Source organism: Streptomyces sclerotialus, from assembly GCF_040907265.1.
GTDB classification, from domain to species: domain Bacteria; phylum Actinomycetota; class Actinomycetes; order Streptomycetales; family Streptomycetaceae; genus Streptomyces; species Streptomyces sclerotialus.
On record NZ_JBFOHP010000002.1, the window covers coordinates 6,773,813 to 6,791,267 of the forward strand.

A 17,455-nucleotide genomic window follows, 5' to 3' on the forward strand; every position below is an offset into this window, starting at 1 on the left:
GTTCGAGTCGGGTGTCGGCGGGAGTGACCTCGCCGACCAGTACGGTGACCGGATCGTCGTCAGAACGTCCGGCCGCCCACTGTGATCCCCGACTTCCAGTGGTCCTGCAACGTCAGGAACAGGATGACCAGGGGGATCATCGACACGAAGGAACCCACCACGACCAGGTGTTGCAGCTGGGGCTCGGTCAATCCGTTCTCGTTCCAGCTGTTCAGGCCGAGCGTCAACGGATAACGCCGCTCGTCGTAGAGGAGGATCAGGGGGAGGAAGAAGTTGTTCCAGATGCTGATGAAGGCGTACAGGAAAACGAGCAGGACGCCCGGCAGTATCAGCCGGAAGCCGACCTTGAGGAACAGCCGGAACTCGCCGGCGCCGTCGACACGGCCGGCCTCGAGGAGTTCGACGGGGAGGGAGCTCTCCGCGTACACCCGCGCGAGGTAGACCCCGAACGGCAGCACCAGGAGGGGGAGCAGCATTCCCCCATAGGTGTCCACCATGTTCAGTTTTCGCTCCAGCTGGAAGACGGGCAGCGCCAGCACCGTGTTCGGGATCAGCACGCTGGCGATGATGGTGGCGAACACCTGCCTCTTGAGCCGGAAGTCGTAGACCGCGAGTGCGTAGCCCGCGAGGGCGCAGATGAGCGCGCAGGCGACGGCGCCACCGCCGGTGTACAGCACCGAGTTGAGCATCCAGCGCCAGAAGATGCCGCCGTCGTAGTCGCTCAGGGCGGCCAGGTTGTCCCACAGGCGGAATTCTCCGGGGAGGAGCCCGGGAGTGCCGTAGAGGTCCGAGCGGCTCTTCGCCGCGGCCAGGGACAACCAGTAGACCGGCAGCAGGAAGTACGCCGCGATGATGAGCAACAGCACTGTGGTCAGGCCCCACCACAGCCGCTTGCGCGGCCCGTTTTCCGCGAGGCGGCCGGGAGCGTGGGGGCGGGGTGACCGTCCTCCGGGGGGCTTGCGCGTACCACTGGTCACCGGGAGCTCCTTCGCTCGGCCAAGGTGAGGAATCCGAGGGAGAGGAGGAAGGTGACCGCGGCGAGGACGATCGCCGTCGCGGCGGCGAGTTGCGGGTTCTGCTGCCCGATGGCGACCGTCTGGATCGTCATGTTCGGCGTGTAGGTGGGGGAGATGGCCGGTGTCAGGTTCCCCAGAATGGTCGGCTCGGTGAAGATCTGGAGTGTTCCGATGACCGACATGATGGTGGTCATGATGAGTGCGGGCACCAACTGGGGAACCTTGACCGACCACGCGATCCGGAATTCTCCGGCGCCGTCCAGACGGGCTGCCTCGTAGACGTCGCGCGGCAGACCGCGCAGGGACGTGTAGAGGATCGTCATGTTGATGCCGGTGTAGGACCACGTCACGACGTTGCCCATCGACCACAGCACGGTGGTCTCGCCCAAGAGGTCGGCAGGGCCGCCCAGCGCCTTGACGGCATCGCTCAACGGGCTCATCTGTGGCGTGTAGAGGAAGCCCCACGCGAGGGTGCCGATCACGATCGGCACCGCGTACGGCAGTAGGTAGACGGTGCGCAGCGCGGAATGCAGACGGTACGCGGAGGAGTCGAGGACGAGGGCGAGAGCCAGGGCGACGCCGAGCATGACCGGCACCTGCACCAGCCCGAACACGATCATCCGCAGTACGCCGGAGAGCAGGTCGGGCGAGGTCAGCGCGGCCCCGTAGTTCTGGAGGCCGACGAAGCGCAGCGTGCCTCCGCCGAGGCCCAGCCCTGAATACCGGACGGCGAAGAGGCTGTCGTACGCGGCGAGGGCGATCGGCAGGACGGTGAAGACGATGAACAGTGCGAGGAAGGGGGCGAGGAACAGATAGGCCACGCGGTCGGTCCGGCGCTGACGGCCGGTGGCGGGCCGGGCTTTGCGTGCGGTGCGTCCCCGTGGGCCGCTCATGTCCGTGTCTCCTGGCGCGACAGCGCGGTGTCAGCGGTGTCATGGGCGTGGTGGGGCACGGTCACACTGAGTCCTTTCGCTGTCAGCAGCTCGACGGTCGCGGTCTGTACTTCCTCGATCAGGCGAGGCAGCTTGCGTCGTCCGTCGACCACCTCGGCCAGGCCGCCGTTGAACACCGCGTACGAATGTTCCATGCCGGGGCCGTAGGACCAGCTCGTCGACAGTCTCTTCGCCGCGTCGACGAAGACGCGGTTGATCTGCTGGTTCCCGAAGTACTCGGCCCCCGGTGCAGTGGCGGCGAGGCGCAGGCCTGCCGTGGCCGCGGGCAGGAGCCCCGAGACGTTGACCAGGGTCCGAAGGCTGTCCGGGTCGGTGTTGAGCCAGAGCGCGAATTCCGCGGCCTCGCGAGGGTGGTCCGACGCGGCGGAGACGATGCCGGCGCTGCCCCCGGTGTCACCGGTCGCCTCCGAACCCTCCCAGGTGGGAACCGGAGCCACCGCCCACTTGCCGGCCTGGTCGGGCACGTTGGTCGAGAGGACCTCGGAGAACCAGGAAGCGTGTGAAATGGTGAGGATCTCGTTCCGCTGGATGGCGTTCCAGGTGGCGGGACCGTAAGCCTGGCGCGGTACCACCAGACCGCCGTCGAGCAGCGCCTGCCAGTACCTGGCCACACGTTGTGATGCCGGAGTGTTGATGGAGGCCAGCCACGATTGTCCGTGGATCCCGGACCACTGCGTGCCGGACTGCCACAACAGTCCCTGCCACCACCGCTCATCGTTCGGCGGGATCGCTGCCAAGTAGGCGCCGGGGTCGGCCCTGCGCACGGCCGCGGCGGTGACCCGGAAGTCCTCCCACGTACGCGGCACGGAGATGCCGTACTTGGCGAAGAGGTCCTTCCGGTAGTACAGGACCGTCGGACCGGTGTCCTGCGGGACGCCGTACACCTCTCCACCGAAGGCGACCGACCGCCACGCGGCCGGGGAGAACCGGCCGGCGGCGTCACCGATGTAGGAGCTGATGGGTGCGGCCCGGCCGCTGATGGCATAGTCGGGTACCAGGAACTGGCTGATCTGCGTGACGTCGGGACCGGCGCCGGCGTCGATCGCCGTCTGGATCTTCGTCTGGTCATCGCCCGAGATGGCCTGGTACTCCACTTTCACCCGGTCGTGCGTGGCATTCCACGTCTGGACGGCCTTCTCGATGTGGGGCACCCACGACGCGAAGGTCAGTGTGACGGGCCCCTCCGTCCTCCCGGCGGGTGAACATGATGTGAGGCCGATGACCGCTGCGGCGAGGAGTGCTCGCAGCGCCCGTCGGCAGGACACGCGGATGTGCACCGATCGCACTGCTCACCCTTCGGTCAGAGGTGCTGCGCGCCGGGCGTGCTGCCGGTGGCAGCCCGCCGGAGAGCCCCGGCGCCGGCCGCTGGGCCGACCGTGATCCTGCCGAGGCCGGCCCGGGGGGGCTCACTGCGTCAGCGCGCAGCATAGGTGTTCATGGGGCGTCAACGGTCGACGCGATGCGCTCGGGCGCGTTCACCGGAAGCGTTCCCGGTGGTGAGCGACATAAAGCTCGATCTCGGCCGGGCCCACGGGGGCCGTACGCAGTCCGGCGCGCTCGGCCAGCTCGGTTGCACGGTCCGTGCTGAACAGTGCGGTGCTGTCGTGGAACAGCTCGGCGAGTCCTTGCCCGGGTACGTCCTCGTGCCCGTTCGACGGCACGGGCAGGACTGCCAGGGCACGGGCCAGGTCCCCGTCTCGCGGATCGTCCATGGACGCCGCGTGCAGGAGGTGCCAGAACTCCTCATAGGTCGCCTTGTGCAGACCGAAGGCGTGCCCGAAGGCGCCCAGCAGTTCGTCGAGTGCGAGACCGTGCGGACGCAGCAGGTGGAAGTAGCCGTCCCGGTGGTCGGTGAGGGCGGTGAGCAGGAGTGCTCCCACATGGTCGACCGGTGTGTAGTCGACGGACACGTCGCCGGTGACGTACGTGCCTGTCCGTAGGCATGCCCTGACCAGCAGTTCGATGCACGCCCCGGCATTGGGGACACCGGTGCGGGCCGAGGGCATGACCTCACCGAGACGGTGGACGGCAACGGTCAGCCCGCGGTCCGCCGCTTCCTGCACCAGCCGCTCCGCCACCCACTTGGACTGGCCGTAACCGGTTCCGGGCGGCTCCGAGCCGTCGAACCGCGCCTCCGGTACGAGGGAAGGAGCCACCTCTCCGGCGGCCGGCGTCACCGCCTCCCTCACCTGGCCCGGGCAGGCGGAGAGGGTGGACACGAAGTGCACGTGCTTGGGCCGGGCGGTGGCCGCCAGCCGGAGCAGCTCGACCGTACCGGTCACGTTGGTGCCGCGGTGGGCAGCGTAGCCACGTACGAGATTGACCAGGGCGCCGGCGTGCACCACCGTGTCGACGTCTTCGGACAGCCGTCGGCGGTCCGCAGGCGTCAGGCCGAGCCAGGGCCGGGTGAGGTCGCCGGGGACCGCGTCGATACGGCCGGCCGTCTCGTCCGACCACAGTCGGTACCGCTGGAGATGCGCGGTGAGGCGCCGGAGGGCGGCTTGCGGGCTGTCGGCGCGGACGAGGCAGTGGACGGTCGCGCCGGTGCGCCGGAGCACGTCGTGCAGCAGCTGGGCCCCGATGAAACCGGTGGCTCCGGTGAGCAGTACCCGTTCGACCACAGGGGAGGGGGCGTGGGCGGCGGTGACGTCGATGTCCGCCGGCAGGTGCAGGTCCGCCGGGAAGTCGGACGGGGCCAGCGGGCGTTGCGGGGGAGCGGCCGTGCGTCCGTGTCCCGCCGTCGCGGCCCCCAGGTGGGCTGCCTGCGCATCGACCGTGGACATGGCCACCACGTCACCGACGGAGAAGGCGGTGCCGAATCGTTCGGTGATGGCCAGTGCGAGCTGGAGGGCGCAGAGTGAGTCGCCGCCGCTCTCGAAGAAGTCGTCCTGCGGGCTGCTCACGGGCGCCGGGAGGACCGTCGCCCAGAGCTCCAGCAGAGTCCGCTCCGTGGCGTTGCGCGCCGGTACCGCAGCGGGCGCGGTCGCCCGCGCCGTGGCGTCGAGCAGGTCGGCGAGCGCCCGGCGGTCCGCTTTGCCGTTGCCGTTGACCGGCATCGACTCCAGGACGGTGAACCGCCTGGGCGTCAGCTCCCCTGGCAGCAGTGTCCTGACGTGGCGCTTCAGTTCGGCGGCTGTCAGGGCGCCGGCCGCAGGGAAACCGTTCGCCGACGGACCGCTGTGCGCGGTGACGAATGCCGCCAGGTGTGACCTGCCACCGTGCTCGTGGACCACCACCTTGGCCTCACGTACCTGCGGATGCGCGGCGAGCGCCTGCTCGACCTCGGAGAGCTCCACGCGCACGCCGCCTATCTTCACCTGCTGGTCCGCGCGCCCGTCGAAGTAGAGCAGGTCGTCGGCGCCGTAGTGGCCCCGGTCCCCGGTGCGGTACATCAAAGGTCCCGGCAGCTGCGGGAAGGGGTTCGGCACGAACGCCCGAGCGGTCCGCTCGGGGTCGCCCAGGTAACCGGCGCCCAGACAGTCGCCGCCGATCCAGATCTCACCGACCGTGCCAGGGGCAGCCGGCCGCAGCTCCCCGTCCAGGACAGCGGCCCACGTGTTGTCGATGGGGCGTCCGATCGGAAGGGGCGCGGAGTCGTCGCGGGCCACATCGTGGAACACCATGCCGATGGCGGCCTCTGTGGGGCCGTACGTGTTGGTGATCCGCAAGCCCGGCAGCATCTCCTGCAGCGCCCGGACGCTGCCGTGGTTGATCTCTTCGCCGCCGACCAGCAGCGTACGCAGCGAGGCCAGCCGCGGGACCAGGTCCGGCCGTGAGCGCAACAGTTCGACCAGCGAGTTCAGGATCGTCGGGACGAAGTCCGTCATCGTCACCTGGTGCCGCTCGACGGCCGCTACCGTCGCGGGCAGGTCGAGCAGGCCCTGCCGTTCGGGGATGACGACCCGGCCGCCACAGCTGAGCGGCCACAGCAGCTGCCACAGGGACGAGTCGAAGGTATGCCGGCTGTTCTGCAGAACGATGGGCCGCTCGTGCGGGTCAAGGAAGCGACGGCTCATGTGGTGCAGGCGGTTGACCAGCCCCCTGTGGAGGTTCAGGGCGCACTTGGGTGTGCCGGTCGAGCCGGACGTGTAGAAGCCGTAAGCAAGGTCTTCCGGGCCGACCGGCGGATGGGCCGGGCCCTCCGGTCCGGCCCCGGGCCGGAGCACGTCGACCGTCAAGGAGGGGACTCCGTCACAGACCCCCTCGGGGCCGCCCGGGGACAACAGGACGACCTCGGGCGCGCAGGCGCTCACCATGGTGCGCAACCGCGGTTCGGGCCACTGCTCGGCGAGCGGTACGAACGCGGCGCCGGCCTTCACAACCGCCAGCATGGCGAGCGGCAGTTCGGGGCCGTTGCGCATCACCAGCGGAACGAGTGCGCCGCGCCGTACTCCCGAGGCGGCCAGCCGGCCGGCCAGGGAAACGACGCCGGTCATCAGCCGGCGGTAGGTCAGGACCTGGTTGCCGTACTCGACCGCAGGTGCCTCGGGGTGGCGTATCGCGGCGGCTTCGACGAGGCCGGCCACGGAACGGTCCGCCGGGTACGGGACGGCGCGTCCGCGGAACCGCTGCAGTTCGCACACGTGCAGGGCCTGTACGTCCATCAAACCTCCTGGACCGGTCGCTCGTGCCTGGGCGCGGTCGCGTGGCGGCGTGGTGAACGTACTCGTCGCGGTCGCCACGGGAGCCGCCCTTGTCCGGCGAAGAAGCGGGCGAGGGCGGCGTTACCGGGCCGTCGGCGTGTGGAACTCAGACCTCCATGGCCATCCAGCTGATGTACCAGTCATGGCTGACGGCGTATTCCACCGTCAGCGGGCGGCCGTCCTGCCACCTCACGTAGATCCGGAATCCCTTGGGAGTGGGCGTGTAGATGGTGTTTCCGCCGGTGGTCGTCCACATGGAGTCTCGACCGCACAAGTTGGCCGTGTAGACCGGGGTCTTGGCGAAGTTTCCTGCCGAGGTGTCGACATCGATGTAGATGCCGATTCCGTTCTCCTCCTCCTCGTGCTGCTTCCAGTCGTTGATCGGAGTGTTACCTCCGATGACCTTGGGAGTGGCCATGCAGGTCTCCTCGCGTGAACGGAGGGAAATCACGTGAATTGCGTGAAGGAGAATTGATTCCTTGTGGTGCTCACCAAGGAACCATTCCTCGGCTGAGTGTGCGTGGCTGGGAGGATTGAACACAAGGCTGCCGTGGCGACGCTTTTCGGCCTATTAATTCGGCAAGTATGAAATGCGCCTGCATGGGCGCGGATCAACTCGAAAGGGTTTCAATTCGCCGGGCATTATGCGTCTCTCCGCCTGTCTTCTCAGGCCTTCGGTGCGGTGGCGGTGTGGTCACCGAGCGCCTCCCAGGCGAGCAGTCCCGCCCCCAGGCAGCCCGCATCGTCCTGCAGGGCGGCGGGCAGCACCTCCGGCATCACCCGCGACGGCAGCCGCTCGGCGAGCTGTTCACGCAGGGGAGTCAGCAGGAATGCCTCGGACCGGCCGAGTCCGCCGCCCACGACGACGGCCGAAGGCGCGAAGAGCGCGAGGCAGACGGTGAGCGAATCGGCCAACGCCGCCACCGCATCCGCCCACACCCTGGCCGCGAGTCGGTCCCCCTCGGTGGCCAGCCGGGCCACAGCGGCGGCATCCGCCGGGGCCCCGCCGTCCGATCCGGCCAGCTGCCGGTAACGCCTGACGACAGCGGGCCCACCCGCGAGCGTGCTCACGCAGCCGCGCCGGCCGCAGCCGCACCTGTCGCCGCCGGGCCGCACCACCACATGCCCGAGTTCGCCGGCCCGCGAGTGCTCCCCGGTGAACGGCCGTCCGCCGAGCATGATCGCCGCCCCGACCCCGGTGCCGACGGGCATGAAGAGGAACACCTCGTGCCCGCGGCCGGACCCGAGCCGCGCCTCGGCGACACCTCCGGCCCGTACATCGTGTCCCAGTACGACGGGCAGGCCGGTGCGCTCGGCCAGCAGCCTCCGCAGCGGTACGTCCCGCCAGCCGAAGGAAGCCGAGAAGACGGCGACACCGGCCGACTCGTCGATCACCCCGCAGGCCGCGACGCCGAGGGCGCGGACCACCACGCCCTCCGCCACCGCTGCGTCGAGGAGGGCCGCGGCGCGATCGAGCACGGCGTCGACGGCTGCCTCCGGCCTGCGTCTGGTGGTCCGGGCCGGGTGGCGTGCGACCGGGGTCAGCGGTGTGCCGTCCGGGGCGACCAGGGCCGACTTGATCGCCGTACCGCCGATGTCGAGACCGAGGACGGCGCTCGTGCCGGGTGGGAGGCTCACGTGGTACCGCTGAGGCGCCCGGTCCGGAACGGGATGGTGACCCGGTGGCTGACCCCGTTTCCATGCACGGGGTGGCCCTCGGGGCTCAGTACCGAGTACGACTCGATCCGCGCCCGGTACAGCCGGTTGGGTGCGGGGTCCCGGAACTGGGCGGGCGGCTGGTACCGCTTCGCACGCGCGGCCGGGTCAGGGTAACGGCGGGAGAAGTAGAGCTCGCAGCCTTCGGTCAGCGCGTCGCCCTGGAGCACCTCGGCCCGGCCGAATGCGTAGAGACCCTGGCCGCCCCCGTCGGACGGGTTGGAATCAAATACGACGATCGAAACCACCGGATTGCGCTCGATGTTCGCAGAATGCACGGCGTCCGTTGCGGAAATCCAGTAGAAAGCGTCCTGGTCGTCCCAGGCGTGGGCCAGCGGAGTCGCCATCGGCACTCCTGCGGTCGAAGCGGTGCCCAGCGTCATGTAGCGGGTGGTGCGCAGGAGCTCGCTCGCTACATCACAGAGTTTTTCGACCGAGACGGACACGATGCCCTCCAGTTGAATGTGCGCTGGTGACGCAGATCCGGGCGGGCTGCCCAGGGTTCCAGTGAGGCAATTGCGGCTGCACGGGTCGTCATGCTTGCGGAAGCGCCCATTGTAAAGAGGTCCGGCAGCGTCGCCAAGAGCCCTCGAGCCCGGTCGAGTTGTCCTGTTGCCTGTAGAGATATCGGACGACTGTACGGATGATTTTTACCGTACCGGTCGGCAGTCATAGGTAGACGGGATGAATACGCCCGGAAAGCGCGGTGTTGAGGCGCTCTTCCGTACCGGTCCTGCTGAACGCCGCGGCGAGTTGACCGTCGACGACCCCCAGCGCGAGATCGTGCTTGCTCGGCTGTCCGTGCGGGTCCATGCCGATCCAGGGGGCAGGGCAGTATTCCTGTACCAGCCACCGCTCCGCGATCGCCAGAGAGACGGCGTCCTCCCACACCGAGGAGACCGGCTCCTCCCTGCCCACCACCACCCCCGCCCCGCGTGAGTCCAACGGCTTCTTGAGTACGTACCGCTCCGGGCAGGCCCGGATCTCCTGTACGGTCGCGGCGTCGCACCTGGCGATATTGCGTGACCAGGGAATACTGGGCTTGACGAGGGTGTATTCCGCGGGCGGGAACAGGCCGGCGAACCGCGGGTCGGACAGTACGGCAAGGCACAGTTTGTTCTCCCCGATCAGTCGGCCGCAGAGGCCGTTCTGAACGAACAGCGTGCGATCACGTACCGCCTTGACGAACGGGCCGAGGTCGCGGCGCATGCGCAGCAGGTGCGCGATCCTGACCTTGAGGTAGGCACAGCGCACCGGCTCGCCGTCCAGCGTCACGCCCCCGTTCTCCGTACGCAGGTCACGTGGATCGCCGACGAGTACTCGCACTCCGGCCTGGCCGAGGTCCGCGACGATGCCGTCCGTGCTGCCGCTGGCGGTCTTTCGCGGACGCAGCACGGCCACCGTCTCGGGCCGGGTGCCGGTCTCCTGCTCCGCGAGATCGAGGAACCACTGACCGGCCCACATCCGTGCGTCCGACGGCAACGCCCCGGGGAGCCGGATCCCCCGCTCGGTGAGGAACGGCCGCCAACAGGCACGGTCGATCCCGGTGCTTCGCAGTCCGGCCGGACTGTTGGCGTTCGTCTCCAGAGCCTTGATCCCGTTGTCGGGCTGCGGCAGCAGATCGACCCGGAAAAAGTGCACCCGGGCATCGTCGGCGGCCACAACGTCCCGAGCCCAGGCGTCAGGGATGTGGATCACCTGCTGCAGGCGCTCGTCGGTGGGGTGGGCGGCCACGATGGTCTCGATCAGCCGGTGGTAAGCGGTGACGAATGCGGCCAGACGCGCCCGCCACCCCGAATGCAGTCGCAGCGGTACTCCGTGCGTCAGTGACGGCTGTCCGGAAGTGCCCCGCCACGACAGGTGCTGATGGAGCCGCCGTCCTTCAGGGGTCCCTGCCAGCCTCGTGACCTGGCGGAGGAACGGCACATCCACTGCGGACCATGAGTAAGTGCCGGAGAGCGCACTGGTGCTCTTCATGATCATGATTCGGAGAGCTTTCCGGTAGGAGACCGGCGAGGCGATGAGCCGTTCACGGATTCGGTCGCAGTGCGCCGGCAGCTCGCCGGTAGGGTCGCCTTCACGGTAGGGCCGCGCGGCCATCGCGCGCCCCTGCTACTACAGGCCATCCTGGACCTGCAGCCGCTCAGAACTGGGCATCGCGTAAAGCTCCCCGGCGGGCGGAGCCCTGACCTCACATCGCCGTGAAGGCGCGTCGGGCGTGCCCGGCCGAGGACGCTCCGCTCTCGAGTGGCATCCTTGACGGCCGGCTTCCTTGCCACACACGCAACACACGAAAGGTTTGTATGAGGGTGGACAGCGACGCCGTCGCGCTCGATGACCCGGTGGGGACGTCGCTCCGCGGTCACCACGCCCGCCTGGCCCGCCGGCTCGGCCGGGCTGCCACCTACCTGCCGGGTGTCGCGACCTTCGCCGCCGTTCCCGCCGACGCGGACGCGGCGGACTGGACCGATCTCGCCCGGCTGCTCGGCCGGGGGCAGCTGGCCGACATGTTCAGCTGTCCGGCCGCCCCGCCACCGGACTGGGAGCCGGTCTTCGCGCTCGAAGGGCGGCAGATGACCTGGTCCGGCACCGGCTGTTCCGACAGCGCTGATGCCGTGCCCGGCAGCACCGGTGTGGTGGAAGGCGCGGTGGATGGTGTGGCGGAAGATGTGGTGGCACTGGGCGCGGACGCCGTGCCGGAAATGGCGGACCTCGTCGCGCGGACCCAACCGGGGCCCTTCTGGCCGCGCACCCACGAGCTCGGCACCTACCTCGGTATCCGCGACAACGGCACGCTGGTGGCGATGGCGGGTGAACGACTGCGCCCTCCGGGATGCACCGAGATCAGCGCCGTGTGCACCGCTCCGGAGGCACGGGGCCGCGGCCACGCAGCGCGCCTGATCAGCGCGCTGGTCACACGCATCACGGCGCGCAACGAACGTCCCTTCCTGCATGTGGCCGAGGCGAACACGGGCGCGATCGCCCTGTATGAGCGGCTCGGCTTCCGGACGCGTACGCAGGTGACCTTCCGCGGCTACCGCACACCGTGACGGCCTCGGGCCCGACGGACCCGGACCGCGAACGACGGTGACTCCGCCGCGGTGCCGGGAACTGAGCCCGGGTGATGTGGTGGCGTCCCGTGCACCAGCGCGGTGCCGCCCACACGTTCACAGGTCCGGGTGCTCCGTCGCCACGTGGTAGTACCCCGAGTGGAACACCAGAGGAGCGCCGCCGTCGGACTCGTACTGCTCGACCTCGCCGAGGAAGATGACGTGGTCGCCGGCGTCCATGCGTTGGACGGTGCGGCATTGGAAGCGGGCGACCGCGCCGTCCAGGAGGGGGTGCCGGCGATGCCGGGGGTGGTGGGGACACCGCGGAACTTGTCGTCGGCCGGGGTGGCGAACTGGCGGGAGAGGTGGTGCTGGTCGGCGGCCAGTACGTGGACGGCGAAGTGCGAGGCGTCGGTGAAGTCCGGCAGGCTCGGGGCGTTCTTGCCGGGGCACCACAGGACGAGGGGCGGGTCCAGGGAGACGGAGGTGAAGGAGTTCGCGGTCATGCCGACGTTACGGCCGTCAGGGGAGCGGGCCGTCACCACGGTGACACCGGTGGCGTACTGCCCCAGCGCGCGGCGCAGTTCGCGGCTGTCGAAGCGGGCGGCGTGCCGGGCGCGCTTCTCGGCGAGGAAGCGGTGTGCCTCGGCCTCCTCGAACCACCAGCGGTACAGCGTGCGCGGGTCGTCGAATCCGGTGGCGAGTGCGCCGGCGACCGAGGGGACGTCGGCCGCCGCGGTGAGGAGTTGACGGTGGTGGGGCCTCAGGTCGGTCAGGAGTGAGTTGGTCCAGCCGACGGCCCACTGCGCCCAGCCGCGCCAGAAGTTGTCGAAGGTGCGCTGCATCCATTGCGGGGTGAATTCGGCGGTGCCATGGCGGAGGATGCTGTGGAGGTAGTGGGTCGCGGCCTGGGCCGCGTTGTTCGAACCCTGGCCGGTGATCGGGTCGTTGAGCACGACGGCGTCGGCCATGCCGAGGACGTGCCGACCGGAGGCGAGGCGGGCGACGGGGTGCCGGACGGTCGGAGTGATCCGTCCGCGCAGCACACCGCCGGCGTCGGTGAGTCGGGCGTTCCGGTAGCGCTCGTGCTCGTCGGGGAAGAACCGGTGGAGGACTTCCAGCGAGCGGGTGAGGTGGCCTTCGGGCGTGTGGATGTCGTCCCAGCAGTCCATCGGGCCGCCGGGGACGCCTGCGAAGACCATGATGTCGCAGGGTCCGGTGGTGGTGAGGGCGGGGAAGGAGATGTATTCGCCGACGCCGGGGACCATGCGGTAGTGGACGGCGGCTTCACGGGCAGCGGCTTCACGGGCAGCGGCCTCACGGGGAGCGGCCTCACGGGCAGCGGCCGCCCCCTCCCGCGGTGCCGCTCCCGTGACGTACGTCAGAGCCAGCACACGGCGCGGCCGGTCGTACGGGGACAGTTCGGCGTTGCGCGGGAAGAGCCGGCTCAGCTCGCCCTTGCCGGTGGAGACCACGACGAGATCGTGCGTACGGGCGTACCACTCGAGGTCGTTGACGCCCACGTCGTGCAGCACTATCTCGCCGCGGCTGCCCTCCGCGAACTGCTCTGTCCAGGCAGCGCACTTGACCCGCTGGTCGACGGAGTGCGCGGGACCCTCCAGCGGCGCGCGCCAGGAGACTTCCGGTGTGCCGTGCGGGCCGATGAGCGAGAACGCGATGCCGGTGATGTCCGGGGCCTGGTCCTCCCAGTGGTGCAGGCCGAGTTCGCGCTCGCTCTGCAGCGCGGTGTCGAACATGCACTGGCTGGACATCACCGGGCCGTGACGTATCTCGTCGGGGCCGCGGTCGGTGACCAGGGTGACGTCGTAGCCGTGCTTCTGGAGTCCCAGGGCGAGCTGGGCACCCGCCTGCCCGGCGCCGATCACCGCGATCCTTCTCATGGTCCTGCCGTCCTGCTCTCGTCACGTACGGCCGCCGCGCCGCTGACGCGCCGGCAGGTTGCTGATCCCGACGGGCGCGGCACTCATACGCTGACCTCCGCCAGGTAGTTCTTCGCGGCGGCCGGGTCCATGAACCAGTGGAAGAAGTCGCGCGGGTCGTCGAAGCCGTTGACGAAGCGCGCGGCGACACGGGAGTTGGTGCTCGCCGCGCCGAAGAGCTCCAGTACGTGCTGCGGCGGGGCGCCGAGCATGGCGTTGGTCCAGGCCGTGGCGGACCGCGCGTTGTCCCAGAAGCGGCCGAAGGCCAGCTCCATGAAGGCGGCGTCGTACGGGCGCTCGCCGTGGTCCAGGATGGTGGCGAGGTAGGAGGCCGCGCACTTCGAGGCGTTGTTGGACCCCTGCCCGGTGACCGGGTCGTTGAGGACGACGACGTCGGCGAGACCGAGCACCTGCCTGCCCGAGGGCAGTGTGGCGACGGGCTTGCGGACGGTCGGCGCGAAGCGGCCCGCGAGGGTGCCGTTCTGGTCGGTGAGCGCGACATCGGTGCAGCGCTCGGCCTCCCACGGGACGTACGTCCGCAGCAGCTCCTGGAACGTTGCCAGCTGCTGGTCGGGGGTGAGCCCGTCGAAGCAGTCGAGCGGGCCGCCCGGGATGCCCTCGAAGAACATGATGTCGCAGGGGCCGCTGGTGGTGAGGCTGGGCATGGTGAAGTACTCGCCCACACCGGGGATGACGTTGAAGCTGACGCCGGGGCGGTCGGGCAGCGGCGCCATGCCGGTGACGTACGCCAGGGCCAGCGCGCGCTGCGGAGCGCCGTACGGGGAACGCTCGGCGTCCCGCTCGAACAGCCCGGCGATCTCGCCCTTGCCGGCCGCGACGATCACCAGGTCGGACTCGGCGGCGAAGTGCTCCAGGTCCTCGATGCCGGCCTCGCGGATGTCCAGACGGCCGCCGCGGCGCGAGAACTCGCCCATCCAGAGCGGCATTTTGACGCGCTGGTCGACCGAGCGCGCTGTGGCCTCCAGGCGGGCGCCGAAGGAGAGCGCCCGGCCGCCCTGGCCGTCGGCGACGTTCACGCCGAGCCCGGCGATCGGCGGGCAGGCGCCGCCCCAGAAGTCGAGGCCGAGGTTGCGCTCGTGGGCCAGCGCGGTGCCGAACATGGCCTGGCTGGACATGACCCGGCCCGCGCGGATCTGATCCCCGGTGCGGTTGGACACGATGGTGACGTCGTAACCGTGGTCGAGCAGGCCGATACCGAGCTGGAGGCCTGCCTGGCCTGCTCCGACAATGGTGATCTTGCGCATGAGGGGGGCCTCCGGGGGTTCGGTCGTGCGGTGTCGTGCGGTGTCGAGCGGTGCGGTGCAGGTGCCGTGCGGTGCACATGCCGTGCCGTACGGTGCAGTGCCGCGGGTTGCCGTGTGCTGGTTCAGCGTTTCGGTGACGTGGTGGCGTCAACGAGTGGGGGTTCGGTCATGCGGAATGCGGCTGCCCGCCGGAGGGGGGCCGGCGGGCAGCCGCGGGAAGCTGGGTCACCCATGGGACCGGGGGAGGGGTCCCGGGTCACCCGGCTGGCTGAAGGGGCCCGGCCGGGTCGGCGGGCCGGGGCCGCAGCGGCGAGGGCGCCGCGACGTGCGGGGTACGGCCTCGGCGGCTCTCACCGCGCCGGCGCTTCTCACAGCGTCGGCGTTTCTCACCGCGCCGGCGGCCGTCGCCGCGCCGGTCGCGCTCGGCACGCGACGCAGCACGCGACGCAGCACGCATGTGACCGGCTGCCTGCTGGGCGTGATTCCGCCCGTGGCGAGCGCAGTCCGGCCCGGCACTCCCTGCATCGTTGATTCCCTGGTTTCTTCTCGGGTCCGCGGCGGTCGGGAGTCAACCTTGGTATGGCAAGATCATCGCCGCTATCCGGATCACGAGAGTCACTGTCCCGACCGCGCGTCTCGGCGACGGAGGTTCAGGTGGAGGTGCACATGCCCGCTGAAGAGCTCCCCCTTCTCCCCCTGGCGAATCACCAGCAGTTCCACACGGCGGACATTTGGGAGGCGCGAGCCGAGGTCGGCCGCGCCTTCTGCCCGCACGAGCTGCGCATCACGCAGCGCTCGGCGACGCTCGACGCCCGGCTGCACGGTGCGTCCTTCGACCGGACGGGCCTGTATTACCTCGATTACGGAACGGAAGTCCGGATCACACCGGGCGACCTGGAGAGCTTCTTCCTCGTCCAGATCCCGCTCGCGGGTCACGCCGAGATCACCTGTGGCCGCGAGGAGATCATTTCCACCCCCGAACTCGCTTCCGTCCCCTCTCCGACCGGAAAGCTGGACATGCGCTGGGGCGGCGGCAACCCGCAGCTGATCGTGTGGTTCGACCGAACGTCCCTGGAAGCGCACCTGGGCAGTCTGCTCGGCCGCACCGTACGCCGCCCGATCCTCTTCTCACTCGGCATGAACCTCACGACACCGGGCTCCCGCTCCTGGCTCAACGTCGTCGACCTCATGCGCCGGGAGGCGGAGGGGCCTGCCGGCATGACGAGCCAGCCCATCGTGATGAAGCAGCTCGAATCGCTCCTCATGACCCAGCTGCTGATGACCCAGCCCCACAACTACACGCCGGCGCTGCTCGGCGAACAGCCGCGCGTCGCACCGCCCGCGGTCCGCCGCGCCATGGAGGTCATCGAGGGGCACGCCGCCGAGCCGCTCACGGTCGCGGAGATCGCGGAATGCGTCGGCGTCGGCGTACGGGCCCTCCAGGAAGGCTTCCGCCGGCACCTCGACACGACACCGATCGCGTACCTGCGCGAGGTCCGCCTGGACCGCGTACGCAAGGAACTCCTGGCCTCCCACCCGGGCGCCACGACCGTCACCGCCGTCGCGTCCCGCTGGGGCTTCTTCCACCCGGGCCGCTTCTCACTCGCGTACCGCCAACGGTTCGGGGAGTCGCCTTCGGAGACGTTGCGGTCGTGAGTAGGCATTGCGGCCGCCGGCCGGTCGACTCAGCTGCCTCCTTCGCCTCCTTCGCCTCCGTCGCCTCCGTCGACGGTCACCGGCCGGTCGTCCCGCAGCTCACCGAAGAGTTTCTTCGCCTGCGGCAGGTCCCACTGCACGGCGCTGCCCTTGGCGGTCTGGAAGCCGGCGCTGGACACGGGAACATTGAGGCGCTTGCCGTTCCCGGCCGTGACGCCTTTCACCGCCTCGAACAGTGAGGTGAGGGTCCGCAGGTCCGTGTCCTTGTCCACGACGAGTGTGTCCAGTCCCGCCCTCATGGTCGGGTAGACCTTCGTCGGGTCGAGGAGAGTGTCCGGGGCGGCGGCCTTCTCGGCCAACGCGGACAGGAACAGCTGCTGGTTCCGGCTGCGCCCGAGATCGCCCCGGGCCTCCTGGTGGCGCTGGCGGACGAACGCGAGGGCGTTGCGGCCGTCGAGCGTATGGCAGCCCTTCTTCAGGTCCAGCCCCGACTTCTCGTCCTTGATGTCCCTGTCCACGCACATCCGTACGCCGCCGACCGCGTCCACGACACCCACGAAACCCGCGAAGCCGATCTCCGTGTAGTGGTCGATGCGCAGGCCTGTGTTGTACTCGATGGTCCGGACGAGGAGGTCGGGGCCGCCGAACGAGAACGCCGCGTTGAGCTTGTTCTTCGACGCTCGGTAGCGCTTGCCCGTATCGGGGCGGATGTACGGCGGGACGGTCACCCAGGAGTCGCGGGGCAGACTCATCATCGTGGTGCCGTGCGCGCCGGTGTGCAGCAGGATCATCGAGTCGGTGCGGCGGCCCGCGTCGGCCGAACCGCCGGTGTGCAGGTCCTCCTTGGCCCGGTCGGACAGGCCCACACGGCTGTCGGAGCCCACGATCAGGTAGTTGGTTCCGCGGCCCGGCGGCGGGCGGTCCGCGATCCTGCCGAGGTCGACGTCGCGGCTGAGCCTGGTGTCGGCCCAGAGGTACGTACCGCAGGCCGTCAGGAGCAGCGCGCCGGTCAGGAGGACGGCCGTCCGCGCGAACCGTCGCCGCCGGCCGGGGCGGGCCGGGGCGGTCCTTCCCCTGGGGGCCCTGAGGACGTGGCTGCCGGTACGTACCCCGACGCCGTCGTCACCACCGCCGGCCATGTGGTCACCACCGCCGGCGATGTGGTCACCGCCGTACCGGTTCCCGAAGGGCCACCCGTCCAACCGATCGTCCATGG

The 17,455-nt window shown here is 69.8% G+C and carries 13 protein-coding genes; 2 read left to right on the forward strand and 11 right to left on the reverse strand.

The annotated features are described in order from the left end of the window. Window positions 1–59 precede the first annotated feature (59 nt). The 8 genes from AAC944_RS29825 to AAC944_RS29860 form a co-directional block, all read right to left on the reverse strand. Window positions 60–977 (reverse strand): carbohydrate ABC transporter permease, encoded by a 918-nt coding sequence (locus tag AAC944_RS29825; protein WP_196943250.1) that lies wholly within the window; start codon window positions 975–977, stop codon window positions 60–62. After that, on the reverse strand, window positions 974–1,909 hold the full coding sequence (locus AAC944_RS29830; RefSeq protein ID WP_030622192.1) for a carbohydrate ABC transporter permease: 936 nt from the start codon (window positions 1,907–1,909) through the stop codon (window positions 974–976). The genes AAC944_RS29825 and AAC944_RS29830 overlap by 4 nt, the downstream gene beginning before the upstream one ends. Next, window positions 1,906–3,120, reverse strand: a complete 1,215-nt coding sequence (locus tag AAC944_RS29835) for an ABC transporter substrate-binding protein (protein ID WP_051872264.1) — start codon at window positions 3,118–3,120, stop codon at window positions 1,906–1,908. Before AAC944_RS29835 ends, AAC944_RS29830 begins: the two co-directional genes overlap by 4 nt. 324 nt (window positions 3,121–3,444) lie before the next feature. Continuing rightward, window positions 3,445–6,573, reverse strand: coding sequence for a non-ribosomal peptide synthetase (locus tag AAC944_RS29840; RefSeq protein ID WP_051872263.1), 3,129 nt, complete (start codon window positions 6,571–6,573; stop codon window positions 3,445–3,447). Between the two features lie 145 nt (window positions 6,574–6,718). Further along, window positions 6,719–7,030, reverse strand: coding sequence for a hypothetical protein (locus AAC944_RS29845; protein WP_030622185.1), 312 nt, complete (start codon window positions 7,028–7,030; stop codon window positions 6,719–6,721). A gap of 248 nt (window positions 7,031–7,278) precedes the next feature. After that, on the reverse strand, window positions 7,279–8,250 hold the full coding sequence (locus tag AAC944_RS29850; RefSeq protein ID WP_030622183.1) for an ROK family protein: 972 nt from the start codon (window positions 8,248–8,250) through the stop codon (window positions 7,279–7,281). After that, window positions 8,247–8,774, reverse strand: coding sequence for a pyridoxamine 5'-phosphate oxidase family protein (locus tag AAC944_RS29855; protein WP_078888881.1), 528 nt, complete (start codon window positions 8,772–8,774; stop codon window positions 8,247–8,249). The genes AAC944_RS29850 and AAC944_RS29855 overlap by 4 nt, the downstream gene beginning before the upstream one ends. A 223-nt stretch (window positions 8,775–8,997) precedes the next feature. Then, window positions 8,998–10,428, reverse strand: a complete 1,431-nt coding sequence (locus AAC944_RS29860; protein WP_030622180.1) for a hypothetical protein — start codon at window positions 10,426–10,428, stop codon at window positions 8,998–9,000. A 203-nt stretch (window positions 10,429–10,631) separates the two neighbouring features. On the opposite strand from AAC944_RS29860, the gene AAC944_RS29865 reads away from it, so the two are divergent. After that, on the forward strand, window positions 10,632–11,378 hold the full coding sequence (locus AAC944_RS29865) for a GNAT family N-acetyltransferase (RefSeq protein WP_030622177.1): 747 nt from the start codon (window positions 10,632–10,634) through the stop codon (window positions 11,376–11,378). Here the strand turns inward: AAC944_RS29865 and AAC944_RS29870 are convergent. Continuing rightward, window positions 11,363–13,279, reverse strand: a complete 1,917-nt coding sequence (locus AAC944_RS29870) for a styrene monooxygenase/indole monooxygenase family protein (RefSeq protein ID WP_438272764.1) — start codon at window positions 13,277–13,279, stop codon at window positions 11,363–11,365. The genes AAC944_RS29865 and AAC944_RS29870 overlap by 16 nt on opposite strands. Before the next feature lie 83 nt (window positions 13,280–13,362). Continuing rightward, window positions 13,363–14,583, reverse strand: coding sequence for a styrene monooxygenase/indole monooxygenase family protein (locus tag AAC944_RS29875; protein ID WP_030622171.1), 1,221 nt, complete (start codon window positions 14,581–14,583; stop codon window positions 13,363–13,365). Between the two features lie 666 nt (window positions 14,584–15,249). Between AAC944_RS29875 and AAC944_RS29880 the strand changes: the two genes are divergently transcribed. Continuing rightward, on the forward strand, window positions 15,250–16,239 hold the full coding sequence (locus AAC944_RS29880) for an AraC family transcriptional regulator (protein ID WP_030622169.1): 990 nt from the start codon (window positions 15,250–15,252) through the stop codon (window positions 16,237–16,239). Between the two features lie 29 nt (window positions 16,240–16,268). Here the strand turns inward: AAC944_RS29880 and AAC944_RS29885 are convergent, their stop codons facing one another. After that, window positions 16,269–17,453 carry an LCP family protein gene (locus AAC944_RS29885; RefSeq protein WP_078888880.1) on the reverse strand — a complete coding sequence of 395 codons (1,185 nt, stop codon included), beginning with the start codon at window positions 17,451–17,453 and terminating at the stop codon, window positions 16,269–16,271. Window positions 17,454–17,455 lie beyond the last annotated feature (2 nt).

Excerpts from the sequence above, each read along its gene's own strand:
- AAC944_RS29830 (WP_030622192.1), bottom strand. The coding sequence starts at position 1,909 with ATGAGCGGCCCACGGGGACGCACCGCACGCAAAGCCCGGCCCGCCACC.
- AAC944_RS29840 (WP_051872263.1), bottom strand. The coding sequence starts at position 6,573 with ATGGACGTACAGGCCCTGCACGTGTGCGAACTGCAGCGGTTCCGCGGA.
- AAC944_RS29845 (WP_030622185.1), bottom strand. The coding sequence starts at position 7,030 with ATGGCCACTCCCAAGGTCATCGGAGGTAACACTCCGATCAACGACTGG.
- AAC944_RS29860 (WP_030622180.1), bottom strand. The coding sequence starts at position 10,428 with ATGGCCGCGCGGCCCTACCGTGAAGGCGACCCTACCGGCGAGCTGCCG.
- AAC944_RS29865 (WP_030622177.1), top strand. The coding sequence starts at position 10,632 with ATGAGGGTGGACAGCGACGCCGTCGCGCTCGATGACCCGGTGGGGACG.
- AAC944_RS29870 (WP_438272764.1), bottom strand. The coding sequence starts at position 13,279 with ATGAGAAGGATCGCGGTGATCGGCGCCGGGCAGGCGGGTGCCCAGCTC.
- AAC944_RS29875 (WP_030622171.1), bottom strand. The coding sequence starts at position 14,583 with ATGCGCAAGATCACCATTGTCGGAGCAGGCCAGGCAGGCCTCCAGCTC.
- AAC944_RS29880 (WP_030622169.1), top strand. The coding sequence starts at position 15,250 with ATGCCCGCTGAAGAGCTCCCCCTTCTCCCCCTGGCGAATCACCAGCAG.
- AAC944_RS29885 (WP_078888880.1), bottom strand. The coding sequence starts at position 17,453 with ATGGACGATCGGTTGGACGGGTGGCCCTTCGGGAACCGGTACGGCGGT.